General features: G+C 72.0%; 18 protein-coding genes and 1 pseudogene. 10 read left to right on the forward strand and 9 right to left on the reverse strand.

Annotated elements, in window-relative coordinates:
- Positions 1–143: 143 nt before the first annotated feature.
- The 3 genes from ACWCXX_RS18580 to ACWCXX_RS18590 form a co-directional block, all read right to left on the reverse strand.
- Positions 144–1,688: a DUF5719 family protein gene (locus ACWCXX_RS18580; protein WP_451128455.1), complete on the reverse strand. Its 1,545-nt coding sequence runs from the start codon at positions 1,686–1,688 to the stop codon at positions 144–146.
- Positions 1,685–5,527, reverse strand: a complete 3,843-nt coding sequence (locus tag ACWCXX_RS18585; protein WP_451128457.1) for a glycosyltransferase — start codon at positions 5,525–5,527, stop codon at positions 1,685–1,687. Before ACWCXX_RS18585 ends, ACWCXX_RS18580 begins: the two co-directional genes overlap by 4 nt.
- 595 nt (positions 5,528–6,122) lie before the next feature.
- The gene (locus ACWCXX_RS18590) at positions 6,123–6,386 is read right to left on the reverse strand and encodes a WhiB family transcriptional regulator (RefSeq protein ID WP_003968728.1); all 264 of its coding nucleotides are present in this window, start codon (positions 6,384–6,386) and stop codon (positions 6,123–6,125) included.
- Positions 6,387–7,094: 708 nt separating this feature from the next.
- On the opposite strand from ACWCXX_RS18590, the gene ACWCXX_RS18595 reads away from it, so the two are divergent.
- The 3 genes from ACWCXX_RS18595 to ACWCXX_RS18605 all read left to right on the forward strand — a co-directional run bounded on the left by ACWCXX_RS18595 (position 7,095) and on the right by ACWCXX_RS18605 (position 10,059).
- Complete coding sequence (locus ACWCXX_RS18595) at positions 7,095–7,595, forward strand: cupin domain-containing protein (RefSeq protein ID WP_451128459.1); 501 nt, start codon at positions 7,095–7,097, stop codon at positions 7,593–7,595.
- Between the two features lie 116 nt (positions 7,596–7,711).
- Positions 7,712–8,668, forward strand: coding sequence for a 2-phospho-L-lactate transferase (cofD, locus tag ACWCXX_RS18600; RefSeq protein ID WP_451128461.1), 957 nt, complete (start codon positions 7,712–7,714; stop codon positions 8,666–8,668).
- A complete protein-coding gene (locus tag ACWCXX_RS18605; RefSeq protein WP_451128463.1) occupies positions 8,665–10,059 on the forward strand; it encodes a coenzyme F420-0:L-glutamate ligase in 1,395 nt (464 codons plus the stop codon). The genes cofD and ACWCXX_RS18605 overlap by 4 nt, the downstream gene beginning before the upstream one ends.
- A 162-nt stretch (positions 10,060–10,221) precedes the next feature.
- Here ACWCXX_RS18605 and ACWCXX_RS18610 read toward each other — a convergent pair whose 3' ends face one another.
- The 3 genes from ACWCXX_RS18610 to ACWCXX_RS18620 form a co-directional block, all read right to left on the reverse strand.
- Positions 10,222–11,220 carry a DNA-3-methyladenine glycosylase family protein gene (locus tag ACWCXX_RS18610; protein ID WP_451128465.1) on the reverse strand — a complete coding sequence of 333 codons (999 nt, stop codon included), beginning with the start codon at positions 11,218–11,220 and terminating at the stop codon, positions 10,222–10,224.
- 208 nt (positions 11,221–11,428) lie between these two features.
- On the reverse strand, positions 11,429–12,520 hold the full coding sequence (locus ACWCXX_RS18615; RefSeq protein WP_451128467.1) for a sugar phosphate nucleotidyltransferase: 1,092 nt from the start codon (positions 12,518–12,520) through the stop codon (positions 11,429–11,431).
- A gap of 163 nt (positions 12,521–12,683) precedes the next feature.
- Positions 12,684–14,294 carry a peptidoglycan recognition protein family protein gene (locus ACWCXX_RS18620; RefSeq protein WP_451128469.1) on the reverse strand — a complete coding sequence of 537 codons (1,611 nt, stop codon included), beginning with the start codon at positions 14,292–14,294 and terminating at the stop codon, positions 12,684–12,686.
- A gap of 137 nt (positions 14,295–14,431) precedes the next feature.
- On the opposite strand from ACWCXX_RS18620, the gene ACWCXX_RS18625 reads away from it, so the two are divergent.
- The 4 genes from ACWCXX_RS18625 to ACWCXX_RS18640 all read left to right on the forward strand — a co-directional run bounded on the left by ACWCXX_RS18625 (position 14,432) and on the right by ACWCXX_RS18640 (position 20,399).
- Entirely contained in the window at positions 14,432–15,184 is a 753-nt protein-coding gene (locus ACWCXX_RS18625; protein ID WP_451128471.1) for a TIGR03089 family protein, read from the forward strand.
- Positions 15,185–15,354: 170 nt separating this feature from the next.
- Positions 15,355–16,629, forward strand: coding sequence for an LCP family glycopolymer transferase (locus ACWCXX_RS18630; protein WP_451128473.1), 1,275 nt, complete (start codon positions 15,355–15,357; stop codon positions 16,627–16,629).
- Between the two features lie 223 nt (positions 16,630–16,852).
- A complete protein-coding gene (locus ACWCXX_RS18635; RefSeq protein ID WP_451128475.1) occupies positions 16,853–18,679 on the forward strand; it encodes an LCP family protein in 1,827 nt (608 codons plus the stop codon).
- Positions 18,680–18,728: 49 nt separating this feature from the next.
- Complete coding sequence (locus ACWCXX_RS18640) at positions 18,729–20,399, forward strand: LCP family protein (RefSeq protein ID WP_451128477.1); 1,671 nt, start codon at positions 18,729–18,731, stop codon at positions 20,397–20,399.
- Positions 20,400–20,473: 74 nt separating this feature from the next.
- Here the strand turns inward: ACWCXX_RS18640 and ACWCXX_RS18645 are convergent, their stop codons facing one another.
- Entirely contained in the window at positions 20,474–21,487 is a 1,014-nt protein-coding gene (locus ACWCXX_RS18645) for a glycosyltransferase family 2 protein (protein WP_451128479.1), read from the reverse strand.
- A gap of 181 nt (positions 21,488–21,668) precedes the next feature.
- Between ACWCXX_RS18645 and ACWCXX_RS18650 the strand changes: the two genes are divergently transcribed.
- On the forward strand, positions 21,669–23,129 hold the full coding sequence (locus ACWCXX_RS18650) for an LCP family protein (protein ID WP_451128481.1): 1,461 nt from the start codon (positions 21,669–21,671) through the stop codon (positions 23,127–23,129).
- A 19-nt stretch (positions 23,130–23,148) separates the two neighbouring features.
- Here ACWCXX_RS18650 and ACWCXX_RS18655 read toward each other — a convergent pair whose 3' ends face one another.
- A complete protein-coding gene (locus ACWCXX_RS18655; RefSeq protein ID WP_392259965.1) occupies positions 23,149–23,697 on the reverse strand; it encodes an acyl-CoA thioesterase in 549 nt (182 codons plus the stop codon).
- A 119-nt stretch (positions 23,698–23,816) separates the two neighbouring features.
- On the opposite strand from ACWCXX_RS18655, the gene ACWCXX_RS18660 reads away from it, so the two are divergent.
- Positions 23,817–25,115 (forward strand): LCP family protein, encoded by a 1,299-nt coding sequence (locus ACWCXX_RS18660; protein ID WP_451128483.1) that lies wholly within the window; start codon positions 23,817–23,819, stop codon positions 25,113–25,115.
- Between the two features lie 59 nt (positions 25,116–25,174).
- Here the strand turns inward: ACWCXX_RS18660 and ACWCXX_RS18665 are convergent.
- Positions 25,175–25,366, reverse strand: a pseudogene (locus tag ACWCXX_RS18665) (DUF5954 family protein); the annotation flags it as partial.
- Between the two features lie 93 nt (positions 25,367–25,459).
- Between ACWCXX_RS18665 and ACWCXX_RS18670 the strand changes: the two are divergent.
- Positions 25,460–26,209: an SMI1/KNR4 family protein gene (locus tag ACWCXX_RS18670; RefSeq protein ID WP_451128485.1), complete on the forward strand. Its 750-nt coding sequence runs from the start codon at positions 25,460–25,462 to the stop codon at positions 26,207–26,209.
- Positions 26,210–26,244 lie beyond the last annotated feature (35 nt).

Raw genomic sequence — 26,244 nt, forward strand, 5'->3', positions numbered from 1 at the left:
TTCGTTGTGGGCTGTTTTTCCTGTTGCTGTCGGGGGGGGGGGGTCACCGACCTGGGGGGGGGGGGGGCCCCCCCCCCCCCCCACCACCGTTCTCCCACGCGCTCTCCCGGCCCCCGGTCCCGCAGGCCCCTTCCGTGCGGCCCTCAGTCCCGCAGGACGGAGAGGTCCTGGACGGCCTCGGGCACCTCGACCGTTCCCCGGTCGTTCGGCAGGGTCTGCACGGTGAACATCTTGATGCCGTCCTGCGTGACGGTGAGGGTGCGCGCGGCGTGGACCGGGCCGCCCGACTCCGTCTCCACCGTCAGGGCGTAGCCGCCCTTGAGTCCGGACGGCACGGGCGGGACGAACGCGAGCGTCGTACGGCCCTTGACCGTGTACTTCTTGACGATCTTTTCGCCGCCCCCGCTGCCCGCCGACGCGGTGACCTTCACCGTGGCGGCGGCCTCCGGGGCGGTCAGCGAGAGCACCGAGCCCTCGGCCCGGTTGTCGGCCACGGTGGCCCGCGCGCCCACCGGGCCCGTCGCCGGGATGTAGCCGACCTCCTGCTTGTCGCCGGAGCCGCGGACCACGCGCAGTGCGGCGACGACGGGGGTGCCCTTCCCGCCCTTCTCCGGGGTGAGCAGCAGGGAGCCGGCTTCGCCCTTGGTGAGGTCCTTCAGGTCGATGCTCGCGGTCATTCGCGACTTGACGTGGAGGCCGTCGTTGCCGGCCGGGGTGATCGCGCCGGTCTTGCCGAGCAGTTTCACCTCCAGGTCGGCGTCGTCGTCGCCGGGCGCGAAGGCCACGAGGCGCACCGAGGTGGCGTCGTCGGGGATGCCGGGCATCACCAGGGTGCCCGTCGGGTCGGTGGAGGCGGCCAGCCAGTCGCTGCCGGTCTTGTCGTCCGCGGTCCTGACGGCCGCGCCGACGCGTCCGGTGCGGGTGGTGACGTGGACGGTCGCGTCCTCGACGACCTCGCTGGTGAGCGTGGAGATCAGGACCGGGACGCTGGACCGGGCGGGCACCGTGATGCCTTCGCCGACCTCGGACTTGAGGGGGCCCTCGGGGCCGTAGAGCTCGATGTCGGCCACGGCCGCGGTGTCGTCCGGGTTGGTCAGGTGGACGTAGTCCTGGCGGGACTTCGCGGTGCTCGCGGCCGGGAACCAGAAGTCGGTGTCGGGGACGGTGCAGCTGACGCCGAGCAGGCCGCGGGCCTCGCCCGCCTCGACCATGGTGGTCTGCTGGGCGGTCCAGCCGGGGGCCAGGCGGCCGGTGGCGGTGCCGACCAGGGCGGGGGTGTCGGCGCCGGACTTCTCGGCGACGGCCGGTTTGCCGGGCTCCTTGAGGGAGACGAGCGGCTTTCCGGCGTCCGCCTGCTTGTCGTCCTTCTTCTCCTCGTCCTTCTTGTCGCCCTTGCCGTCGTCCGTCTTCCCGTCCGTGATCGCGGACGTCGCGGTCGGTGTCAGTTCGGCCGTGCCGGCCTCGCCCGCGCCGTCGCCCGCCGGGGTGAAGGACGTGTAGGTCGTCTCCGAGAGGTCCGCGAGGCCGGGGGCCGGGCAGAGCAGGGCGGACCGTTCCACCGGCAGTCGCGCGGCGGCCGTCGCCGGGGTCGTGTCCCCGTCGCCGGGCGCGGTGAGCACGGCGAATCCGGTGACGGCGGCGAGGGCGACGGTGCCCGCGATGAGGGACAGGCTGCTGGTGGACTTCACTCGGACTCGCCTCGCGATGCGTTACCGGTCGGCCACGGGTTCTGGCCCGGGGCGGGGTTCTCGTCGGGGTTCTGCGGGCCGTACTGGGCCGGGTGGCCGCCCTGGTCGTAGGGCGCCGGGGGCGGGTACGCGCCGGTCTGCGGCTCGTACTGCTGCTGTTGTTGCTGCTGCTGGGCGTAGCCGTACGGGTCGTAGGCGTTCTGCCGGTACGGGTCGTCGGCGGCGGGTTCCTGGTGCGTGCCGTACCCGCCGTCCTGGTACTGGCCGTCCCGGTACGGGCCGTCCTGCGACTGGCCGTTCCGGTACGGGCTCTCCTGGTACCGGCCCCCGTCGTACCCGTTGTCCGGGTACTGCTGGTAGCCGGTTTCCTGGTACTGCTGCCCGTCCCATTCGCCGTACTGCTGCTGCGGCACCGCCGCGTACTGGCCGTCGCCGTCCTGGTACGGCTGCGGCTGCTGGGCGGGGAGGGGGTCGGGGGTGTGCTCCTCAGCCCGCTGGGCCGGGACGTGCTCCCCCGGCGCTTCCGGCGCCTGCCCGGAGGCGGCGGTCGCGTCCGGTTCGGCCGCAGCTTCCGCCTGGGCGGCCGCGCGCAGCCTGCGGGCCCGGCGTCCCTCGCCCGCGATCGGCTCCGCGGGGACCGTCACGGTCTCCTCGGGCAGATCGTCGTCGATCTCGCGGTGTCGGCCCGGCAGGGCGAGGACCAGCAGGACGAGCGCCAGCCCGCACTGGGCCCAGATCCAGGCGGTGTGGGTGAACGGGATCTCGTAGGTGAGGTCCAGCGTGCCGCCCTCGGCGGGCAGCTCGAAGCCCTGGGCCCAGCCGTCGACGGTCTTGCGGGTCAGCGGCCGGCCGTCGAGCGTGGCCTGCCAGCCGGGGTCGGCGGCGTCCGCGATCCGCAGCACCCGGCCGGAGCCGCCCGCCGGGATCTTGCTGTGCGCCTCGACCGGGAGGGAGCCGACGGGCAGCTGTTCGCCGCCCTCGCCGGGCGGGACGATCATGATCCGGGCGACCTGGCGGTCGACCCGCCACAGTGCGCTGCCGTCCAGCTGGCTCAGCCGGCTGAGGCCCGGGGTCGCGTCGAGGACCCGGCTCATCTGCTTCGGGGCGCCGTCCCGCACCAGTACGTAACGGATCGCGAAGCCGCTGAGCTGGCCGCCCTGGTCGGCGCCGGAGCCCGCGACCAGGTTGGCGACGACCTTGTCGAGGTGGCTGTTGCTGCCGCCCGCCCCGACCAGTTCGGCGTCCCCGAGGCGCGCCCCGGAGCCGCGTACCAGGGTGTACGAGACGGTGGAGGGCGAGGAGCCGCCGAGCACCAGGGTGCGCGGCTGGTCGCGGGTGGCGCTCTCCTCCGCCACGAACGCGGGCACCTGCACCGGGTCGCGGCGCTCCAGCGGGCCCGCGGCGCCGCCGATCATCCAGCTCACGGCGGCCAGGGCCGGGGCGAGGCCCGCGGCGAGGGCGATCAGCACGGCGACGGGCTGCCGCCAGCCGAAGCTGAGCTCGGCGACGCGCACCCGGGCGCCGTCCGCACCGACCAGCGCGGCGGCGATCAGCGCGATGCCGTACACGAGGGTGGCGGGGCCCGCCCAGCCGGAGCCGTTGGCCAGTGCGGCGAAGACCATCGCGACGAGCGCGACCGTCCACGCGGTGCGCACCGCGAACTGCCGCTCCCCGCGCAGCAGCGCGGCCAGGGCGGCGAGCACGATGCCGAACAGCAGCACGCTGCCCGCGGCCTTGGGGCCGCCGGGGCTGATGCCGAGCAGGTCGAGCGCGGAGGCCGTGCCCGTACCGATGTCCAGGCCCGCCTCTTCGAAGAACCGGGAGGGGTTGGCGAGCAGCGAGAGCGACCAGGGCGCGAGCACGAGCAGCGGGGTGCCGATCGCGGCGAGGAAGCGGAGGCCGTAGGCGGCGATGTCGTCGCGGCGCAGGACGAGCACGCCGATGCCGAGGACGACGGCGAGCGGCAAGACGATGGGGGTGAACGCCATCACGAAGGTGATGAGCAGGGTGTATGCCCAGGTGGCGCGCCAGCTGCCCCGCGCACCGCCGGCGGCGCGCAGGCCGTGCGCGGAGACGGCGGCACGGGCGATCAGCGGGAGGAACACGGCCAGTACGGCGGTCCCGAGGCGGCCGGTCGCCAGGGCGCCGGTCGCAGCGGGCAGGAAGGCGTACGCGACGCTCGCCCAGGCCCTCAGCAGCCTGGATTCGAGCAGCGGCCGGGAGGCGAAGTACGCGGTGAGTCCGGCGAGCGGGACGGAGCAGACCAGCAGGAGCGTGAGCGCGAAGCCGGTCGAGCCGAGGAACAGCGCGGACAGGGCCGAGAGCACGGCGAGGTAGGGCGGCGCGGTCTGGGTACCGCCGGTGCCGACCGGGTGCCAGCCGTCCGCGTACTTGCTCCACAGGTCGGAGACGTCGGCGGGGGCGGGCAGCAGCGCGCCGCCCATCAGCGAGCCGCCGCCGAAGAGGCCGCGGCAGGCGACGAACGAGACGAGCAGCAGGACGACGAAGAGCACCGGGCCCGGCTTGCGGCCGATCCGCTTCAGCCGCGCGAACTGCTCGATCTCCAGGAAGTCGGCGTCGTCGCCGCCGGGGCCGGACTCCACGGCGCCGTGCCGGGAGCCCCCGGAGTCGGCGTCGGAGCCGCTGCCGAGGTTGCCGGCGACCTGCTCGACGGTGGCGCGGACGGTGGCGCCGGGCGGCGGGAAGAGGCCGCGCAGTTCGGCCTGGTCGACGGCGCCCTTGCCGCGGGCGCGCCGGGCCGAGAGGATCCGTCCGGGCCGCAGCAGGGTGCCGAAGAGCCCGGCGACCTCGTCGAGGGCCTGGCCGGGCACCTTGCCGACGAGGTAGGCGAGGGTGCGCAGCAGGGTGCCGACGACGAGCCGGAGCAGCACCCAGGGCAGGGCCTTGGCGCGTGCGTTGACCAGCATCGTGTAGACGGCGCCGGCCTTGTCGACGCGGTGCGGGGAAGCGACCGAGCGTCCCGCGCAGTCGATGGGGCGGCGTTCGCGGGCGGACGCCTCGGCGTGCCGGAGGACGGCGTCGGGGGCGACGAGCACCCGGTGTCCCGCGACGTGCGCGCGCCAGCACAGGTCGACGTCGTCACGCATCAGGGGGAGCCTGCGGTCGAACCCGCCGAGCTCCTCCCAGACGTCACGGCGGATCAGCATGCCCGCGGTGGAGACGGAGAGCACGGTGCGGACCTGGTCGTGCTGGCCCTGGTCCTGCTCGCGCCGGTCGAGCCCGGTCCAGCGGCGTCCGCTGTTGGCGATGGAGACGCCGACCTCCAGCAGCTGCCTGCGGTCGTACCAGCCGCGGAGCTTGGGCCCGACGATCGCGGCGTGCGGGTCGGTGTCCACGACGCGCAGCAGCTCGGCGAGGGCGTCGGGGGCGGGGGCGCAGTCGTCGTGGAGCAGCCAGAGCCACTGCACCGGTTCGCCGTGCGGCAGCTCCGGCAGTTCGTACGCGTCGTCGCGCCAGGTCCTGCTGACGGGGTCCCAGCCGCTGGGGCGCTTCAGGTACGGCAGTTCCTCGGGGGTGAGGACACCGGCCGTGCGGACCGCCTCGTCGACGGCGGTGCCGAAGCTCGTACGGCGCGCGAGGTGCAGGACGCGTTCGGCGCCCAGCGCCTCGGTGACCAGTTGCGCGGAGTCGTCGGCGCTGCCGGTGTCGGCGGCGACGACGTTCTGCGCGGGACGTTCCTGCCCGAGCACTCCGGCGAGCGCGTCGGGCAGCCAGCGTGCTCCGTCGTGGGAGACGAGCACGGCGGTGACGACATGCCGGGGGAACTCGGGGGCGGCGGCGGCCGCGTACGGCGCCGCCGATTGGCTGTGCACGGACATCGAGGTACGGGCCCTCCGGCCGGGTCCGGGGGGCGTCCCCCCGGGGGCTGCATCGGTGTACACGCGCGCTCCGTCAGGGCGTTGGCGCGTCTCGGACGGGGCCCCACACTAACGGTACGGATAACCGCGGTGGCGCCGAGCGCTCGAACGGGGCATGACGGGAGGGCTGCGGAGCCCTGTGCCGGCACGGGTTTCGGCACGGGCCCCAGTACCGGTGCCGACGCTGCGGGACGGCGGCGGAGCGGGTACGGCACGGGTACGGCGATGGCCCGTCGCCTGCGGGCAAGGTGCAGGCGGCGGGCCATGGTCGGTCACGGTCCGGGTTTCGGGGCCCGGGGGTCCGGGGTTTCCGGGTTCTCGGGCGTCCGGGAGGTCCGGGGTTTCGGTTGTCGCGGGTGGTGGGTCCGCGGGGTGGGCCGTACACAGCGGCAGGCCGTACACGGTGGAGGGTCATGCGCTGCGGGACGGCCGTGCGCCGTGCCGGGTCGTGCGCCGTGGGAGGGCGGGCCATCCGCCCCGCCTGCCCCGCCCGTCCCGCTCGCCGCGGCGCGGGCCCCGTCTCGTCTTCTGTCTCTTCGTCGCGGGGTTCCGCGGATCAGATGGCGGCCTTTTTCAGGCGGCGTCGCTCACGTTCCGAAAGACCGCCCCAGATCCCGAAGCGTTCGTCGTTGGAAAGGGCGTATTCAAGGCATTCGGACCGGACCTCGCAGGCGAGGCAGACCTTCTTGGCCTCGCGGGTGGATCCGCCCTTTTCGGGAAAGAAGGACTCGGGATCGGTCTGGGCGCACAGTGCGCGCTCCTGCCAGCCGAGTTCCTCGTCCGCGTCCTCGACCAGCAGTTGCTGGAACAGCTCGGTCATGTGCGCCCCTCGTCTGTCTCTTGCGTCCCCGTGATGCAGCCGTTACTGATCGCGGCCGAACGACACGAGTGAAATTACAAGTGTGTAGCTCCGAGCCAGTCAAGCGAAGATCTGCTATCGGCCCCGGTATTCACTCTGCGGAACCAAACATATGCAGAAAGTGTGCAAATCGGCAAAAAACTGACATATGTCGTGGGTCTCATCACGCCTCGCCTCTCACGGGGTGAGACGGGTGGGGCCACCCGCATGTTTCGGATTCGATCACCGAAGCGACCAAGATCACAGTCGGGTCACGGGGCCTCAGGGGCGTTCACGGGCACGGTTGGTGCGCCACATCTCCGCCGCCACAGCCGAATAAACCTTTCTTCACTCCGCCCGACCGGATGGGGTGAAACATTGCCGCCGAACCGGGCACCGGGTTGACAGCGGAGAATCGAGCCGGTCTCCTTGACTGCATGCCAGCGACCGCAGCGATGTACGCCACCCACGTCCGTGGGTTCCGTACCGCTGTCCAGGCCCGCTGTTGCTGTTCCAGCTGTCACAGCTGTTGATGCCCCCAGGGCACCGGCTCTGATCCAGCTCTTCCGCGCGGAGCTTCTCCGCAGATCCGCAGAGCGTTCCGCGGGGCTTCCTCCCGCCCGGCCGCGGCTCTCCGGTCTCCGCGACACCCCGCACACGCACCTCCCATGCCGAGGAACCACCTCATCCATGAACAGCAACAGCGACCTCCAGATCGCCGGCGACATCCTCGAAGTCCAGCACCTCCTCCAGCCGCCCCGCGAGCACCCCACCACCGTGGCCGAGTTCGTCGGGCTCGCCCGCCGCATCGCCGCCGACCGCGCACGGTGGGAGCCGCTCGTCCAGTACGACGCCACCACCCGCTGGTACCACCGGCTGCACACGGGGCCCGGCTACGAGGTCTGGCTGCTCAGCTGGGTGCCCGGCCAGGGCAGCGGACACCACGACCACGGCCCCTCCTCCGGCGTACTGACCGTCCTGGAAGGCCGGCTGAGCGAGCGCACCGAACGCGCCGCCCGGACCCTGGGCCCCGGCGCGCAGCGGGTCTTCGCCCCCGGCTACGTGCACGAAGTGGTCAACGACTCGCTCGAACCGGCCGTCAGCCTGCACGTCTACTACCCCGGCCTGACCGAGATGCCGATGCACGCCGCCCAGTGCTCCCCGGCGACCGCGGACGTCGTACCCGCCTGACAACCCCTCCCGTCGCCCACCACCACCCCCGCAAGGATCAGGCTGCGCCTGACAGTCCCTCCCGTCGCCCACCACCACCCCCGCAAGGATCAGGCTGCGCCTGACAGACTGTCTGCATGCGCATTGTGGTTCTGGCCGGCGGTATCGGCGGTGCTCGTTTTCTGCGTGGCCTCAAGCAGGCCGCGCCCGAAGCGGACATCACGGTGATCGGCAACACCGGTGACGACATCCATCTGTTCGGGCTGAAGGTCTGCCCCGACCTCGACACCGTGATGTACACCCTCGGCGGTGGCATCGACGAGGAGCAGGGCTGGGGGCGTACGGACGAGAGCTTCCATGTCAAGGAGGAGCTCGCGGCGTACGGCGTGGGGCCCGAGTGGTTCGGGCTCGGCGACCGCGACTTCGCCACGCACATCGTCCGCACGCAGATGCTGGGCGCGGGCTACCCGCTGAGCGCCGTCACCGAGGCGCTCTGCGCGCGCTGGAAGCCGGGGGTCCGGCTGCTGCCGATGTCCGACGACCGGGTCGAGACGCACGTCGCGGTCGACATCGACGGCGAACGCCGGGCGATCCACTTCCAGGAGTACTGGGTGAAGCTGCGCGCCTCGGTCGAGGCGCAGGCGGTCGTTCCGGTCGGCGCCGAGCAGGCCAAGCCCGCACCGGGCGTGCTGGAGGCCCTCGCCGAGGCCGACGTGATCCTCTTCCCGCCGTCCAACCCCGTCGTGTCGGTGGGGACGATCCTCGCCGTGCCCGGCATCCGGGAGGCCGTCGCGGAGGCCGGGGTTCCGGTCGTCGGCCTCTCCCCCATCGTCGGGGACGCGCCCGTGCGCGGCATGGCGGACAAGGTGCTCGCCGCGGTGGGCGTCGAGTCGACGGCGTCGGCCGTGGCCCGGCACTACGGTTCCGGGCTGCTCGACGGATGGCTCGTCGACACCGTGGACGCCGGGGTGGTCGACGAGGTGGAGGCCGCGGGCATCCGCTGCCGCGCCGTGCCGCTGATGATGACCGACGTCGACGCCACTGCGGAGATGGCGCGGCAGGCGCTGGCACTGGCCGAGGAGGTACGGGCGTGAGCGCCGAGTCCCCCGACGCCGCTGCTCCTTCTTCCGCCGTCTCCGCTTCTCCCCCCGCGTTCTCTCCTTCCTCCGTTTCCTCTCCTTCTTCCCCGCCGGGCTACCGGGTCTGGGCGCTGCCCGGGATGCCCGAGGTGCGGGCCGGGGACGACCTGGCGAAGCTGATCGCCGCGGCCGAACCGGGGCTGGTCGACGGCGACGTGCTGCTGGTCACCTCGAAGATCGTCTCCAAGGCGGAGGGCCGGATCGTCGAGGCCGCCGACCGGGAGGCCGCGATCGACGCCGAGACGGTACGGGTGGTGGCGCGGCGCGGCACGCTGCGCATCGTGGAGAACCGGCAGGGCCTGGTCATGGCCGCGGCCGGGGTCGACGCCTCGAACACCCCTGCCGGGACGGTGCTGTTGCTGCCCGAGGACCCGGACGCCTCGGCGCGGGCGATCCGGGACGGGCTGCGGGACGGCCTCGGCGTCGAGGTCGGCGTCGTCGTCACGGACACCTTCGGGCGCCCCTGGCGCAGCGGGCTGACCGATGTGGCCATCGGGGCGGCCGGGGTCCTGGTGCTGGACGATCTGCGCGGCGGCACGGACGCGTACGGCAATCCGCTGAGCGCGACCGTGGTGGCCACCGCCGACGAGCTGGCCGCGGCCGGTGACCTGGTCAAGGGCAAGGCCGCGGGGCTGCCGGTCGCGGTGGTCCGGGGGCTCGGCCACGTGGTGGACCCGACGGACTCGGCGGGCGGCGCTCGGGCGATGGTGCGGGGCGCGGCCGACGACATGTTCCGGCTCGGTACGTCGGAGGCGGTGCGGGAAGCGGTGACCCTGCGGCGCACGGTGCGCGAGTTCACCGACGACCCGGTGGACCCGGGGGCGGTGCGGCGGGCCGTGGCCGCCGCCGTGACGGCGCCCGCGCCGCACCACACGACGCCGTGGCGGTTCGTCCTGCTGGAGTCCGAGGAGTCGCGGACCCGGCTGCTCGACGCGATGCGGGACGCGTGGATCGCCGATCTGCGGCGCGACGGCAGGAGCGAGGAGTCGATCGCGAAGCGGGTGCGGCGCGGTGACGTGCTGCGCCGGGCGCCGTACCTGGTGGTGCCGTGCCTGGTGATGGACGGCTCCCACACGTACGGGGACGAGCGGCGGGACACCGCGGAGCGCGAGATGTTCGTGGTCGCCGCGGGAGCGGGCATCCAGAACTTCCTGGTGGCGCTGGCCGGTGAACGGCTGGGGTCGGCGTGGGTGTCCTCGACGATGTTCTGCCGCTCCGTGGTGCGCGAGGTGCTGGACCTGCCGGAGACGTGGGACCCGCTGGGAGCGGTGGCGGTGGGACGCCCACTGGCCGCGCCGGTGGCACGGGCCGGACGGGACGCGGAGGACTTCGTCTCGGTGCGGTGAGGCGGGACGCCCGATCGGTGGGGCGGCGCCCCGTCACAGTACGGCGGACGCCCGGCCGGTACGTACGACAGGCACCCGGCCGGTACGACAAACGCCCGGGTACGTACGAAGGTGCCCGGCCGGTACGACAGGCGCCCGCGCCTCGATCACGCGGTGCGGGCGCTACAGGCGGGCGATGTCGCCGCGGGTTCTGCGCGGGGTGCGGCGGGGCGGGGTGCGGCCCGACAGCAGGATGAGCCGGGTGGCCCGGTGGCGCTGGCCCTCGTACGGGGCCAGGAGCCTCAGCATCTCCTCGTCGTCGGCATCCCGGTTGCCCGCCAGGGCGTGACCGACGATGCCGGGGAGGTGGAGGTCGCCGACCGTGACCGCGTCCGCCGCGCCGTTCGAGCGCTGGAGGGTCTCGGCCGAGGTCCAGGGGCCGATGCCGGGGATCAGCTCCAGGCGGGCCGTGGCCTCGGGGAGTTCCATGCCCGACGCCTCCTCCAGGCGGCGGGCCACGCGTACCGCGCGCAGGATCGTGGCCGAGCGTTTGGCGTCGACGCCCGCGCGGTGCCATTCCCAGGACGGGATCAGGGACCAGGTGCGGGCGTCCGGCATGACGTGCAGCCCGAGGTCGGTGAAGGGGGCGTGGTCCGCGGGGCCGGGCGCCGGGGTGCCGTGCCCCCGGACCAGGAGGCGCCAGGCACGGTAGGCCTCGTCCGTGGTGACCTTCTGCTCCAGGATCGACGGGATCAGCGACTCCATGACCAGGCCGGTGCGCACCAGGCACAGGCCGGGCCGGCTGTGCCGGGTCAGGGCGAGCAGGCGGTGGCGGGGCTGGAAGGCGTCCGGGTCGTCCGTCGCACCCAGCAGGGTCGGGAGCCGGTCCAGCAGCCAGGGCGCGCCGGGTCCCCAGGCAGCCGCCTCGATCCGGCCGTTCCGGGCGGCGAGGCGGAGGGTGCCGGGCCCCGCGGGCGTACGGCTCGCCCGCCAGACCGTGCCGTCCCGGCTCGTCCGGAACGTGGGGTCGGCGGGGCCCCTGCGCAACGGCCCGACGACGAGCCGCAGGTCGAACGGGCCGGGCGGGGTCCACTCCCGCGTCAGCGCGCCGGTCTCCAAAACCGGCGCCGGGTGCGGGACGGCCGTGCGGGGGGCGCTGCGGGGTGCGAATCGTCCTGCCACGGGTGAGGTCCTCGGTCGTCGGGGCTGCCTGTCGAGGGTAAGCGCCGAACCCGCAGCCCGCCGGACGTCCCGGCGTTCCGACGTCCTGGCCTCGCACCGCCCGGCCCGAGCCGCCCCGTCCCTTGCCCGCCCGCACGCCTTGTCCGCTCGTGGCCGCTCGGCGCCCGGGGCCGCTCATGGCCGCCCGCCGAGGTTCGCTTCTCGTCCGCTACTCGTCGGACGAGAAGCGGACCGCCGCGTCCGGGAGGACCGCCCCGCACCAGACGCGTACGCCGTCGCGCAGTTCGTTGTCGGCGCCGACGCGGGCGCCGTCCCCGACGACCGCGCCCGTCAGCACCGTACGGCTGCCGATCCTGGCACCGGCCCCGACCAGCGAGTCGGTGATCACCGCTCCCGGCTCGACGACCGCGTCGGCCAGTATCGCGGAGCCGTCGATGCGGGCCCCGCCGCCGATCCGGGCGCGCTCGCCGATCACCGTGCCACCGCTGATCTTGGCGTCGTCGGCGACGGAGGCCGTCGGCAGCACGAGCCGGTCGCCGCACCGGCCGGGGACCGCCGGGGACGGGGCGCGGCCCAGGACCAGATCGGCGGAGCCTCGCACGAAGGCCTGCGGGGTGCCGAGGTCCAGCCAGTACGTGGAGTCGACCATGCCCTGGAGGTGGGCACCGGAGGCGAGCAGTCCGGGGAAGGTCTCGCGCTCGACGGAGACCGGGCGGCCGGCCGGGATGGTGTCGATGACCGACCGGCGGAAGATGTACGCCCCCGCGTTGATCTGGTCGGTGACGATCTCCTCGGGCGTCTCCGGCTTCTCCAGGAACGCGGTGACCCTGCCGCTGTCGTCCGTGGGCACGAGGCCGAAGGCGCGCGGGTCCTCGACCCGGGTGAGGTGCAGGGAGACGTCCGCGCCGGAGTCCGTGTGCGTGGCGACCAGGGTCCGGATGTCGAGGCCGGTGAGGATGTCGCCGTTGAAGACGAGCACCGGTTCGTCGGGCGCCGCCGCGAGCCGGGACGCGACGTTGCGTATCGCGCCGCCGGTGCCGAGCGGTTCGCGTTCGGTGACGTACTCGATGTGCAGGCCGAGCGACGAGCCGTCGCCGAAGTACGGTTCGAAGACCTCCGCCAGGTACGAGGTCGCGAGCACGATGTGCTCGACTCCGGCGGCCTGCGCCCGCGCCAGTTGGTGGGTGAGGAACGGAACGCCCGCCGCCGGAACCATCGGCTTGGGGGTGTGCACCGTGAGCGGGCGCAGCCGGGTCCCCTTGCCACCGACCAGGAGGATCGCTTCTTTTGCCTCTGTCACGGCACTGACTCTGCTTCCTGCTGGGACCTGGCCTGTTTCGGCTGGCCAGTGTATGCAGACCGGTCCGGCCGACCCTGTCGGCAGTCGCGGCGGCCGTCGGCCGTCGACTGTCGCAGCGGTCCGCGCCGGTTCCGCGCGGTTCCGGTTTGCGGCCCTCCCGTCGTCAGCGGCCCTGCAGGCGGGCGGAGCTGGTCCTGGCCGAGCCGAGCTTCTTGTAGAGACGCGCTCCGGGGCATTCGGTTGTGAAGCCGTCCCGGTGGCCGGAGATGACGTTGAGTCGGACCTTCCTGCCCTTCTTGTACTTGTTGCCGCCGCCCGAGACCAGGGTCACCTTGCCCTTCGGGTCGGCGCCGAACAGGCCGAGCTTCCAGGCGGTGAGTTTCGAGACGGCGGTGACGGCCGCGGCGGGCGGGTTCGACCTGGTGAAGGTGCCGAGCACCGCGATGCCCATGCTGTTGGCGTTGAAGCCGAGCGTGTGCGCCCCCAGGACGGGCTTCGTCACGCCTCCCGCGCGTCCTTCGTAGATGTTTCCGCACTTGTCGACGGCGAAGTTGTAGCCGAAGTCGCGCCAGCCGCTGCTCTTCACGTGGTAGCGGTAGATGCTGCGCAGGACCGAGGGCGCCTGGGCGCACGTGTAGTTGTTGCCCGTGGCGCTGTGGTGGATGAACGCGGCCTTGACGGCACCGGTGTACGCGAAGGTGCGTTCCCTGAGCTTCTCGTCGGCGCCCCAGCCCTTGCGGGTGATGATGCGCGGCCGGGGCCCGATGTACGGGCGGGCGCCCGCCACCGCCTTGCTCTCCGCCCCGACCTCCGCCTCGGCCTCCCCCTCGGCCTGTGCCTCGGCCTGTGCCTCGGTCTCCGCCCTGCTCAGGGCGGGAAGCACGCTCGGCCCGAGGTCCGCGGTACGCCCGTCCGTCCCGGCCTCGGCGCCTGACCCGGCCCCCGCGCCCTCCCCGGCCCCGGCATCCGTCGCGGCCTGCATGCCCGACAGGATCCGGGCACCCGCCTCCGCCCGGATCCCCGCCAGGATCTGCGCCCCCGTCATGGCCTGGGCACCCGGCGCGGTCCGGGCGCCGGCCGCGTCCTCGGCACCCGCCGCGGTCCCGGCGCCCGTTCCCTCCCCGGTGGCCGCCTCCGTGTCCGTCTCCGCCCCGGTGTCGTCGTCCGTCGTGGGAAGCGGGCCCGGGTCCTCGCCCGGGTCGACGAGTTCGAGGCGCAGCCCGCCGGGCAGCGACACCGTGTGCCCGGTCCGGTCCTGCGGGTCCGGCGGGTCCGGCATCACGCGCACCGCGACGCCGTCGGAGTCGCCGACCCAGAGCGGGGCGGTGGAGCCCCGGACGCTGCCCGAGTCGCGCTCGTCGGAGCCCGGGTCCGCGGCGTGCTCCGCGTTGTGCGTCTCCAGGTCCTGCCAGTCCGACCAGCGGTCGGTGCCGGCGGCGCGGGTGCGGACCTGGACGGTGCCGTGGAGCTCGGCGTCCGCGTCGTCCCAGACGACGCCGACCAGGGAGAAGGGGCGGACCTCACGTTCGGCCAGCCCTTGCCCGGGGGCCTCGGCGGACCGGGGGGATTCGCCGGCGGCCCGGCCGGACGGAGCCGACAGGGGCCGCATCGGCAGGGACTGCGTCGAGCCCGGCAGGTCGGCGGAGGCCGCGGACCCGGCGGGGACCGCGGGAACGGTGCGGGTGTCGGGGACGGCGCCCGCGGGCGCGGCCGACGGCAGTGCGAGCACGGCCGCGCAGGTGACACCGATCGAGGATGCAAGGAAGGCACGCATACGAATGATCCTGGACATAATTCTGCAACTCCGGCTACCCGGGCATATCCCCGCAATTGACGGGTCGTCTGCCGAACCGGTGTACCCGGCGCCCTTCCGCCCCGCCGGGTCCGCCGCCGCCGCGTACTCTTGCGCGGATGAACGCCACCGACCGCACCCCTGCCGACCTGCTGCGTTCCGCGCTCGCCGCGGACCCGGCCCGCCCCTTGGTCACTTTCTACGACGACGCCACCGGAGAACGCGTCGAACTGTCGGTGGCCACCTTCGCCAATTGGGTGGCCAAGACCGCCAATCTGCTCCAGGGCGACCTCGCCGCCGGGCCCGGCGACCGGCTCGCGCTCCTGCTGCCCGCGCACTGGCAGTCCGCGGTCTGGCTGCTCGCCTGTTCCTCGGTCGGAGTGGTCGCCGACGTGCAGGGCGACCCTGCCGCCGCCGACCTCGTCGTCAGCGGGCCGGACACCCTGGAGGCCGCGCGCGCCTGCTCCGGCGAACGGATCGCCCTGGCGCTGCGTCCGCTGGGCGGCAGGTTCCCGCAGCCGCCGGAGGGTTTCGCGGACTACGCGGTCGAGGTTCCGGGGCAGGGCGACCGGTTCGCCCCGTTCGCCCCCGTGGACCCGGACGCCCCCGCGCTGGTGGTGGACGGCGTCGGGCTGACGTCGGCGCAACTGGTGGCACGGGCCCGCGAGGACGCGGCCGGGCTCGGCCTGACCGCCGGATCACGGCTGCTCACCGGGGGTGCGTACGACAGCTGGGAGGGGCTGAGCGCGGGGCTGTTCGCGCCGCTGGCCGCCGGGGGCTCCGTGGTCCTGTGCCGGCACCTGGAGCGGCTGGACGCGGACGCCCTGGCGAAGCGCGTCGAGAGCGAACGGGTCACCAACAGGGCGGTGTGACAAGCACCCTGCGGGCCACCCGTCCGGCCCACACCGGGTCGAGCCCTCGGGACTGCGCATCAACTCCGGTACATGATCGGCGTTACGGACCACCCGGAGACACAACCAAGCGTGAGGTTCAGCCGTCTACTCCTGCGACCGGCGGCCCAGCGCGCCGCCGAACGTGAAGGATGGACGCAGACGTGAGCGAAAGCGCCGGACCGCCGGACGACTCCGACGACTCGGTCGCGGGCGGGAGCGGGCCGGGAACCGGGGACGGTTCCGGCGCCACCCCGGCGCCCGCCGGCAGGCATCGGCGCCACTGGCTGCGCTGGGCCGCGCTCGGCGCCTCGTTCGTCGTCCTGGTGGCGGCGGGCGTCGGCTGGTGGCTGTACCGGAAGCTGGACGGCAACATCAGGACGGACGTCTCCGCGGCCGCCGAGCTGAAGGTGTACGAGCGGGAGCGGCCCGCCTCCGTGGTGCGCGACGCGGAGAACATCCTGCTCATCGGCTCCGACAGCCGGGCCGGCGAGAACCGCGAGTACGGCCGCGACGACGGCGGCAGCCAGCGCTCGGACACCACGATCCTGCTGCACCTGGCCGCGGACCGGAAGAGCGCCACCGCGATGTCCCTGCCGCGCGATCTGATGGTGGACATCCCGGCCTGTCACACTTCGGACGGCAAGGCCACGAAGAAACAATTCGCCCAGTTCAACTGGGCCTTCGAGCTCGGCGGCACCGCCTGCACGATCCGCACGGTCGAGAAGCTGACCGGAGTCAGGATCGACCACCACATGGTCGTCGACTTCAACGGCTTCAAGGACATAGTGGACGCCGTGGACGGGGTCGAGGTCTGCCTCAAGAAGCCGGTCGACGACGACGACGCCCATCTGAAGCTCCCCGCCGGACGCCAGACGCTCGACGGCGAGCAGGCACTGGGTTATGTACGGGCCCGCAAGTCGATCGGCAACGGCAGCGACACCGAACGGATGGACCGCCAGCAGCAGTTCCTGGGCGCGCTGGTGAACAAGGTGCAGAGCAACGGCGTCCTGCTCAACCCGACCCGGCTCTACCCGGTGCTGGACGCGGCCACCAAGGCGCTGACCACCGACCCGGGCCTGGACAGCCTCAAGGATCTGTACAACCTGGTGCGCGGCATGCGCGACGTACCGACCGACAAGGTGCAGTTCCTGACCGTGCCCCGGCAGCCGTACGCCGCCGACCGGAATCGGGACGAACTCGTCCAGCCCGACGCGGACCGGCTCTTCAAGCGACTGCGCGAGGACGATCCGGTCGTCGTCGTCCCGGCGGACCGGCTCAAGGACGACGCGGACCGGTTCAAGGGTGACAACGAGAAGAACAACCGGAAAAAGAATGCCGCGGCCGACTCTCCGGAGGCTTCCGGACCGAGTCCCACACCGACCTATTCGGGCAACAACGCGGCGGCGGACCTGTGCAAGCAGTAAAGCAATTCCCAAGCGGAGGCCGGTGATCGGCGTGTAATGGGCAGTATGACCAGTTGTAAGGACCGTGGAATTTGTCACGCTCGTCGCTCGATACCGAACGGGGCCGATAGTGTGACGCGATCCGGTGCTACCGGCCGCCTGGCCGCGCACTTCTGGAGCGAAAGAACGAGCGCCTGATCGGGGGAGGCGCCTGGCGTGGCACCGACGGAGGACTCAAGCGACCGTGGATGCGCAAAGTCGTGGGCGGGCGGACGAAATCGATCCCGCAGACCAGTGGGTACTCAACCCGCAGACCGGTGATTACGAACTGCGACTGAATCATTCCGGAGGGGATTCGGCAAGCTCTTCCCCGACTTCCGCTCCGCGTGTCCCCCACAGCAGAGGACCGGTCCGGGACAGTGGCCCGGAACACGGTGGTGCGCCGTCCCGTGAGGGCCGGGGCGGGCGCCGCGGCGCGGCCGGGGACGGCCACGGGCCGTCCGCGCGCCACGAGGTGCCGGGGCAGCGCGGCCGCCGTTCGGCCAATGGCCGGCGCGGCCGGGAGGATTCCGGGGCCGGCGGGACGGAGACGGCGGGCCGCCGCAGCCGCAAGGCGTCCAAGGCGTCCAAGCCCCGCAGCAAGAAGGTGCTGCTGTGGACGGGCGGCACGATGGCCTTCGTGCTCGTCGGCCTGTCGGCGGCCGGGTACGCGCTGTACCAGCACTTCAACGGCAACCTGAACACGGTGGACGTGGGCGGGTCCGCCAACAAGAACGTCTTCGACACCGACGCCCCGGTCAACATCCTGATCATCGGTACCGACAAGCGCACCGGCAAGGGCAACGAGGGCTACGGCGACAAGAACAGCGTGGGCCACGCCGACACCAACATCCTCTTCCACGTCTCCGAGGACCGCACCAACGCGACGGCGCTGAGCATCCCGCGCGACCTGATCACCGACATCCCGGAGTGCAGGAGCAAGCAGGAGGACGGCTCGGAGAAGACCATCCCGGGCACGTCGAACGTCCGCTTCAACGAGAGTCTCGGCCAGGAGGGCCGCGACCCGGGCTGCACCATGGACACGGTCAAGAAGATCACCGGCCTGAAGGTCGACCACTTCATGATGGTCGACTTCAACGCGGTGAAGGAGCTGTCCACCGCGGTCGGCGGCGTCGAGATCTGTCTGGCCAAACCGGTCAAGGACCCGGACTCGCACCTGAACCTGCCGGCCGGTGAGCACCGCATCCAGGGCGAGGACGCCCTGGCGTTCGTACGGACCCGGCACAGCTTCGGCAACCGCGGCGACCTGGACCGGATCAAGGTCCAGCAGCAGTTCATCGCCTCGATGATGCGGCAGATGCAGTCGGACGACACCCTGACCAGCCCGACCAAGCTGTACAAGCTGGCGGACGCGGCGACCAGGGCACTCACCGTCGACACCGGCATCGGCACGGGAGCGAAGCTGGCGTCGCTGGCCCAGGAACTCGGCAAGGTCAACACCAAGAACATCACCTTCACCACGGTGCCGGTGCTCGACAACCCGGCCGAGAAGGTCAAGGCCACCGTCGTACTGAACGAGGCCAAGGCCGAGCCGCTGTTCGCCATGATGCGCAGCGACACCTCGCTGACCGAGGTGAAGTCGCAGAAGAAGGCCGCGAAGAGCAAGCAGGACGCGCTCCTCAAGGGCCCCAGGGCCGCGGCGGGCGACGTGCGCGTGGACGTGTACAACGGCGGCAAGGTCCCCGGTGCCGCGCAGACGACGGTCGCCTGGCTGCAGAACGAGAAGGGCGTCCTCAAGTCGTCGAACAAGGCCAACGCCCCGGCGAAGGCCGCGAAGACGACCCTGGAGTACGCACCGAACCAGGCGGACCAGGCTCGCGCCCTGGCCGCCATGATGGGCCTGCCCGGCTCGGCCATGAAACAGGGCACCGAGGACGCCGAGGGGCTTCAGGCGATGGTGCTGACGCTCGGCGACGACTTCGAGAGCGCGGGCACACCCATCGTCGGACCCGCGAAGGTTCCGGCGGACATTCAGCAGGCAAACGCCGACAAGGCAGAGTGCGCCAAGTGACACCGGGTCACCGCGCCACACCACGAGTCCGAGCAGCAGGGGGGTCCCGGTGGGACGGAGCAGCACGCCTGGGGAGGGGACGCGACCACGCGTCCGCCACACCGGTCAACTCGACCCGGAGGACGGGCTACACGGGGACGCGCCGGAGCGGGGCGCGGACCCGGGGACCGATGACCGGCGGTCCGCTTCCTCGACGGGCGGACACCGGCGCGGGGGGACGAAACGTCACGGCAAGAAGGGCAAGCGCCGGGTGCTGCGCTGGAGCGCCTCCGTTCTCGCGCTGCTCATAATCGGCGGCGCGGGGGCCGGATACCTCTACTACGAGCACCTCAACAGCAATCTCAAGAAGGCCGATCTGACCCTCGGCGACCGGAAGATGGCCGACCACAAGGCCAACGCCGCCGGGCAGACCCCGCTGAACATCCTGCTCATCGGTTCGGACGCGCGGGACTCCAAGGAGAACCAGAAGCTCGGCGGGGCCAAGGACACCTTCGGCGCGCCGCCGCTGGCCGACGTGCAGATGCTGCTGCACCTCTCCGCCGACCGCAGCAACATGTCGGTGATCAGCATGCCGCGCGACACGATGCTGAAGATCCCGAAGTGCACCGACCCGGAGACCAAGCGCGTCTACCCCGCCACCACCGGTCTCGCGATGACCAACGAGACGCTCGGCCGCGGCGGTCCGGGATGCACCGTGGCCACCTGGTACGAGCTCACCGGCATCACCATCGACCACTTCATGATGATCGACTTCGCCGGTGTGGTCTCGATGGCCGACGCGATCGGCGGCGTCCCGGTCTGCGTCAAGGGCAACGTCTACTCCCACACCAGCACCGGCAAGGGCTCCGGGCTGAAGCTGGAGAAGGGCACCACGAAGATCAAGGGCAAGCAGGCCCTCCAGTGGCTGCGCACCCGCTACGGCTTCGAGGACGGCACCGACCTCGGCCGCACCCACGCCCAGCACATGTACATGAACTCGATGGTCCGTGAGCTGCGCAAGGGAACCAAGCTCACAGACCCGGGCAAGCTGATGGACCTGGCCGAGGCGGCGACCGACGCGCTGACGGTCGACAAGGGCCTCGAAACCGTCAAGAAGCTGTACGACCTCGCGGAGGAGCTCAAGAAGGCTCCCACCAAACGCATCACCATGACGACGATGCCGAACGTCTACGGCACGGGTGCGCTGGAGGGGCGGGTGCTCCCCAAGGACGGCGACGCCGACCAGCTCTTCCAGATGGTCCGCGACGACGTCCCGCTCGACGGCAAGAAGTCCAAGCGCAAGGCCCCGGTCGTCAAGGAGCCCACGTCACCGGTGGGCGAGATCCCGGTCAGCGTCCGCAACGGCACGCGCACCGGCCTCGACTACCCGGTCAAGGGCCGGGCCACGGCGGTCAAGCAGATGCTGGCCGACAAGGGCTTCGCCCAGGCCGTGGTCGACTCCCAGAACACCGAGGCGGCGGCCCGTACCGGGGTGCTCTTCCCCAGCGTGGACATGGAGGGCAACGCCCAGGCCGTGGCCAAGGCGCTCGGCATCCCGATGTCGGCGGTGAAGAAGTCGACCGAGGTCTCGGGCATCACGCTGACCGTGGGGGCCGACTGGCGCGAGAACGGGGACTACCGCGCGGAGGAGGCCGACGAGAAGACGCCGAAGAGCGCCCGCGCGCTCAACGGCGACGACGAGGGTGCCTGCATGGAGGTCCAGCCGGGCTTCGGCTGGTAGCGGACGCCCAAGCACACCGTGGGGCCCTCCGGAGCTTCGGAGGGCCCCACGGTGTTCCCGGGCGGGTGCAGGACCTACGCGGTCACGGCCGGGCGGCGGCTGGCGATGACCTTCTTCGCCAGCGAGCGCGGGCTCGTCAGGAAGCCGTACCCCCAGGACATGTGCATGGTCGCCAGGGCCACCGGGATCTGGGCCCGCGCCTTCAGCGACAGCCCCTTGCCCGCCGGGACGGACCCGGCGACGATCGCGGCGACGTACCCGGCGGGGACGACGAACGCCCACGGGGTGACGGCCGCACCGGCCACGAGGCCCGCGGCGATCGCGCAGACGGCGATGGGCGGCGCCAGGTAGCGCAGGTTGATCGAGCCGGAGTGGTAGCGGGCGACGACGTGCCGCCAGCGGCCGTAGTCCTTGTACTGCTTGGCGAGCGCCCGGACGGAGGGGCGCGGCCGGTACTGCACCTTCAGCTCGGGCGAGAACCAGATCAGGCCGCCGGCCTCGCGGATGCGGTAGTTCAGCTCCCAGTCCTGGGCCCGGATGAACTCCACGTTGTAGCCGTCGGCCTTCTCCAGCGCCTCGCGGCGGAAGACGCCGAGGTACACGGTCTCCGCCGGGCCCGCCTGGCCGCCGGTGTGGAAGGCGGCGTTGCCGACGCCGATCCTCGACGTCATGGCCGCGGCGACGGCGTCCTCCCAGGCGTTCTCGCCCTCGGCGTGCATGATGCCGCCGACGTTCTGCGCGCCGGTCTCCTCCAGGAGGCGGACGGCCGTCGCGATGTAGTTCGGCGAGAGCATGCCGTGGCCGTCGACCCGGACGACGACGGGGTGGCGGGAGGCCTTGATCGCGGCGTTGAGGGCGGCCGGGGTGCGGCCGGTCGGGTTCGGGACGGTGTGCACCCGGGAGTCCTCGCGCACCAGCTCGGCGGCGATCTCGTCGGTGCGGTCCGTGGAGGGGCCCAGTGCGATCACCACCTCCATCTCGCCCGCGTACTCCTGGTCCAGGATGTGCCGGACGGAGTTCCTGAGATGACGTTCCTCGTTGAGCACCGGCATGATCACGGAGACGGCGGGGTGCTGCGCGGCAGACATGGTGGTCCTTGACTGGTCCTCGGGGGCGCCGGGGGTTCACACCCCACCGGGCGGCGTTATTCGGCCGCCACGTTACCGCGAATGGGGGATACGGGCGCGCCCCGCCGGGTCACGCACCGGGCATCCGATCGTATGGACCTACTGTGCGAATGGTTTCCCTCGCACCGCGGAGGTGTTCCCCGTGCCCACGCCGCACCGCTCCCCCCGTACGTCGCGTTCCCGCGCACTTCCGCCGCAGCACCGGTCCAGACGACAGGACGAGCGGCCGCGCTGGGGCATGCGGATGGTGACCGGTTTCTCCGTGCTGGTGCTGGGGGCCGGCGGCATCGGCCACGCGGTGGTGACCGACCTGGAGACCGGGATCGACCGGATCGACCCGTTCAAGGACATGAAGAACCGGCCCCGCGCGGGCAACGGCATGAATCTGCTGCTCGTGGGCACCGACGGCCGCGACCGGATCACTCCGGAGGAGAAGAAGCGGTACCGGCTGGGCGGCGCGCCCTGCCACTGCACCGACACGATCATGCTGGTGCACCTGTCGGCGGACAAGGAACGGGCGAGCGTCGTCTCGCTGCCCCGCGACAGCTACGCCGAGGTCCCCGAGCACCGGGACCGGACCACCGGCAAGCAGCACGCCGCCCACCCGGTGAAGCTGAACGCGGCCTACGCCGAGGGCGGCCCGAGCCTGACCGTGCGGACCGTCGAGCACATGACGGGCGTGAAGATCGACCACTACCTGGAGGTCGACTTCACCAGCTTCATGAAGACGGTGGACACCCTGGGCGGGGTGAAGATCTGCACCACCAGGCCGATGAAGGACCCGTACACCGGTCTCGACCTGGCCGCGGGCACCCACGAGCTGAACGGCGGGCAGGCCCTGCAGTACGTGCGTTCCCGGCACATCGACGGGGCCGCCGACCTGGGCCGGATGCAGCGCCAGCAGAAGTTCCTCGCCTCGCTGATCGAGCGGGCGACCGGCAGCGGAGTGCTGCTGAACCCGGTGAAGTTCCGGGACGTCGTCTCGACGATGCTGGGATCGGTCCGGGCCGACAAGGGCTTCGGCACGGAGCAGATGCTGGAGCTCGGCCAGGCGATGCGCGGCTTCTCCCCCTCCTCGTCCGAGTTCGCCTCCGTCCCGATGGGGGACGTCTCCTACCCGGTCAAGGGGGTCGGCTCGACGGTCAAGTGGGACGAGCGGAAGTCGCAGAAGCTCTTCCAGGCCCTGCGCGAGGACGAGCCGCTCGCCCCGAAGCGTCCCGCGCGGCCGAAGGCCGTGCAGGTCGGCGTCGCCCCGCAGCAGATCCGGGTCCAGGTCTACAACGGGACCTCGAAGGAGGGCCTGGGGAGGAAGATCGACGACGCGCTGCACGCCACCGGCTTCGACACCACGCGCACCCCGCTGAACGCGGACCTGCATGATCTGAAGCGCACCCTGGTCACCTACGACCCGCGCTGGGACCGGTCCGCGAAGTCCCTGGCCGAGGCCCTGCCCGGGGCCGAGCTGCGGGCGGTGGCGGGCCAGGGCGCCACGCTGCGGGTGACGGCGGGCGCGGACTTCGAGGCGGTGCGGAAGGTACGGGCCGAGGAGACGAACAGGGGCGAGTTCGACACGGTCACGGGCGACGAGGTCGCCTGCCCGTGACCGTGCCCCCTCGGGGGGTTCAGTCGTCGATGCCGTCCGCCGCGCGCTTCTCCCGCAGCTCCTTGATCGCGCGGCGCCGGGCGAGGCGGTGGGTGCGGCGGATCTGCGCCTCCTGGTAGCGCCGCTTGTCGCGCTCGGTCTCCGGTATCACCGGCGGTACGGGACGGGGCTTGCCCTCCGCGTCGACCGCCGCGAACACCAGGTAGGCGCTGCCGACCTGCTGGGCGGGGGTGGATTCGTTCCACCGCTCGGCCATGACCCGGACGCCGACCTCCATCGAGGAGCGGCCGGTCCAGTTCACCTGGGCGCGGACGTGAACGAGATCACCCACGCGGACCGGCTCCAGGAAGACCATCTCGTCCATCGAGGCGGTGACGGCGGGACCGCCGGAGTGCCGGCCGGCCACGGCCCCTGCCGCGTCGTCGACCAGTTTCATGATCACGCCACCGTGCACCGTGCCCAGCAGATTGGTGTCGTTGCCGGTCATGATGTGGCTGAGGGTGGTCCTGGAAGCCGCGGTCGGCTTGCCCTGTATGTCGCCCTCCGGGCGCGTGGCCTGATCTGTCATACCGTCCACCTTATGCGGGGCCCCGCGCCCTGCGGCAATGCATCAGCTTGGCAACAGCCCCGCCCCGATTTCCCATACCCCCTGTAAGAGGGACGGCCCCGGCCTGCACACTGGATCGCATGAGCGACTGGCCCGACGGGCGGACCGACGACAACCGCAGCGGAAACCACTACGGGCAGGGCAGCGGCAGCGACCGTCCCGAGAGCGCCCGCGTGATGCGGCACGTCCAGCGGCCCTCGGTGCCGCCGCAGCCGCGCAACGCGCCGCCCCGGCAGCGCCGTCCCGAGCCGCCGCAGTATGCCCCCGCCGGCTCCGGCGGCGACGCGTCGTACGACAGCGGTTACAACACGGGACAGGTCTACGGCGGCAACAACGGCCGTCGGGCCGGCGGCAACGGCGGAGGTGGCCGGAACGACGGCGGCCACGTCCAGGGCCCGCCGCCCGACTGGCGCCGCCGGATCAAGATAGGCTCGCTGACCCTGGTGGTCGTTCTCCTCGCGGTCTCCATCGGCACGTACTTCTGGGCCGATTCCAAGCTCAAGCGCGAGGTGGACCTCTCCAAGGTCATCGAGCGCCCCGAGGGCGGCGACGGCACCAACTACCTGATCGTCGGTTCCGACAGCCGCGAAGGCATGACGGCCGAGGACAAGAAGAAGCTCCACACGGGCTCCGCCGAGGGCAAGCGGACCGACTCGATGATGATCCTGCACGACGGATCGAACGGGCCGACGCTGATCTCCCTGCCCCGTGACTCCAACGTCGAGATCCCCTCGTTCAAGGGCTCCGAGTCCGGCAAGCTCTACCCCGGCCGCGGTCGCTTCACCAAGCTGAACGCCGCGTACGCCATGGACGGCCCCGAACTCCTCGTCCGCACCGTCGAGTTCAACACCGGGCTGCGCATCGACCACTACGTCGAGATCGGCTTCGGCGGCTTCGCCAAGATCGTGGACGCGATCGGCGGCGTGGAGCTGGACATCCCCAAGGCGTTCAAGGACAAGAAGTCCGGCGCCGACTTCCAGGCCGGCAAGCAGACCCTGAACGGCGAGCAGTCGCTGGCCTTCGTCCGCACCCGGTACGCCTTCGCCGAGGCCGACCTGGCCCGCACGAAGAACCAGCAGAAGTTCCTCGCGGCGCTGGCGAGCCAGACGGCGACCCCGTCGACGATCCTCAACCCGTTCAAGCTGTACCCGACGATGGGCGCCGGCCTGGACACCCTGATCGTCGACAAGGACATGTCGCTCTGGTCCCTGAGCCAGATGTTCTTCGCCATGAAGGGCGTCACGGGCGGCGAGGGCACGTCGATGAACATGCCGATCTCCGGCTCCACGGGCGGCAACCTGGTCTGGGACAAGGCCAAGGTGAAGCAGTTGGTGGAGCAGCTGAAGAACGACGAGAAGGTCACCGTCACCGGGAACTGACGGCGGCTCGCAGCAACCGACAAGGGCCCGGACGGCGAACCGTCCGGGCCCTTGTCGGTCAGCATCCGCCCCCGCGGCCGCTCGCCGCGACGCTGCTCGGCAACACCGAAGAGCGGCCCCCGGACCACGATCTTCCCGTACGTCCGGGACGCGGCGAAGGCGTCCGCCTCGGTGACCAGCGACACCGGGTCGTCCCGGTGCCGCACGTTGATGACGAGGTGATCCGACGGTGCCTGTGGGTGATCGCTCACGCACCCAGTGCGTCGACACCACGGGCGGAGGTACGAGGAATACGGGAAGAAGGGCGCCGAACCTTGTCAGTGGCGGCGCCTACAGTCGCCCGCATGACCCAGGAGCCACAGTCCCCGCCCCTCATGCTCGACCTCGACGCACTCGCCGCGGCCGTCGGCGAGCAGCCCGACAGACAGGCGGCATGGCGTTTCATCCACGCCTTCGCCCGCGACTGGAGCCAGCGCCCCCTCACCGGGACCGACGGCCACGCCCCCGCCGATCTCGACGCCGCGCAGGCCCGGCTCGGCCTGCCTCTGCCCGCGGCACTGCGCGAGGCCTATCAACTGCTCGGGCGACGCCCAGATCTGACGGACAATCAGGACAGGTTGCTCGCCCCGCAGGACCTCTACCTGGACGAGGGCCGGGGCGTGCTGGTCTTCCGCGTCGAGAACCAGTCCTGCGCCTACTGGGGCATACGCGTCACGGACCTCGACCAGGACGACCCGCCCGTCGTGGTCCGCGCCGACCTCGTCCGGCCCACCGCCGACGACTGGGCGGCCTGGCTGGGCCGGGTCAGTGTCGCGTTCGCCGAGATCGTCCTTTCCGAGGCCCTGTTCGCCGATGAGGACCTGATGGGATGGGTGACCCCCGACGACGACACCGGCCTGCCCGAGGACATCGCCACCACCTTCCGGCGCCTGCCGATCCCGGCATACCCGATCAGCCAACAGCCGGGCTCATGCTGGTACGCGCACGACGAGATCATCCTCCGCGACGATCACCAGACCGCGTTGTTCCGCGCCCGCACGGAGGCGGCCCGCGACCGCTTCGACGGGGAGGACGAGGAGGACGAGGAGGCCTGACAGGGGTTGTCCTGTCAGGGCCGGCGGCCGAGCGG

It is taken from the genome of Streptomyces sp. NPDC001732 (assembly GCF_053596315.1).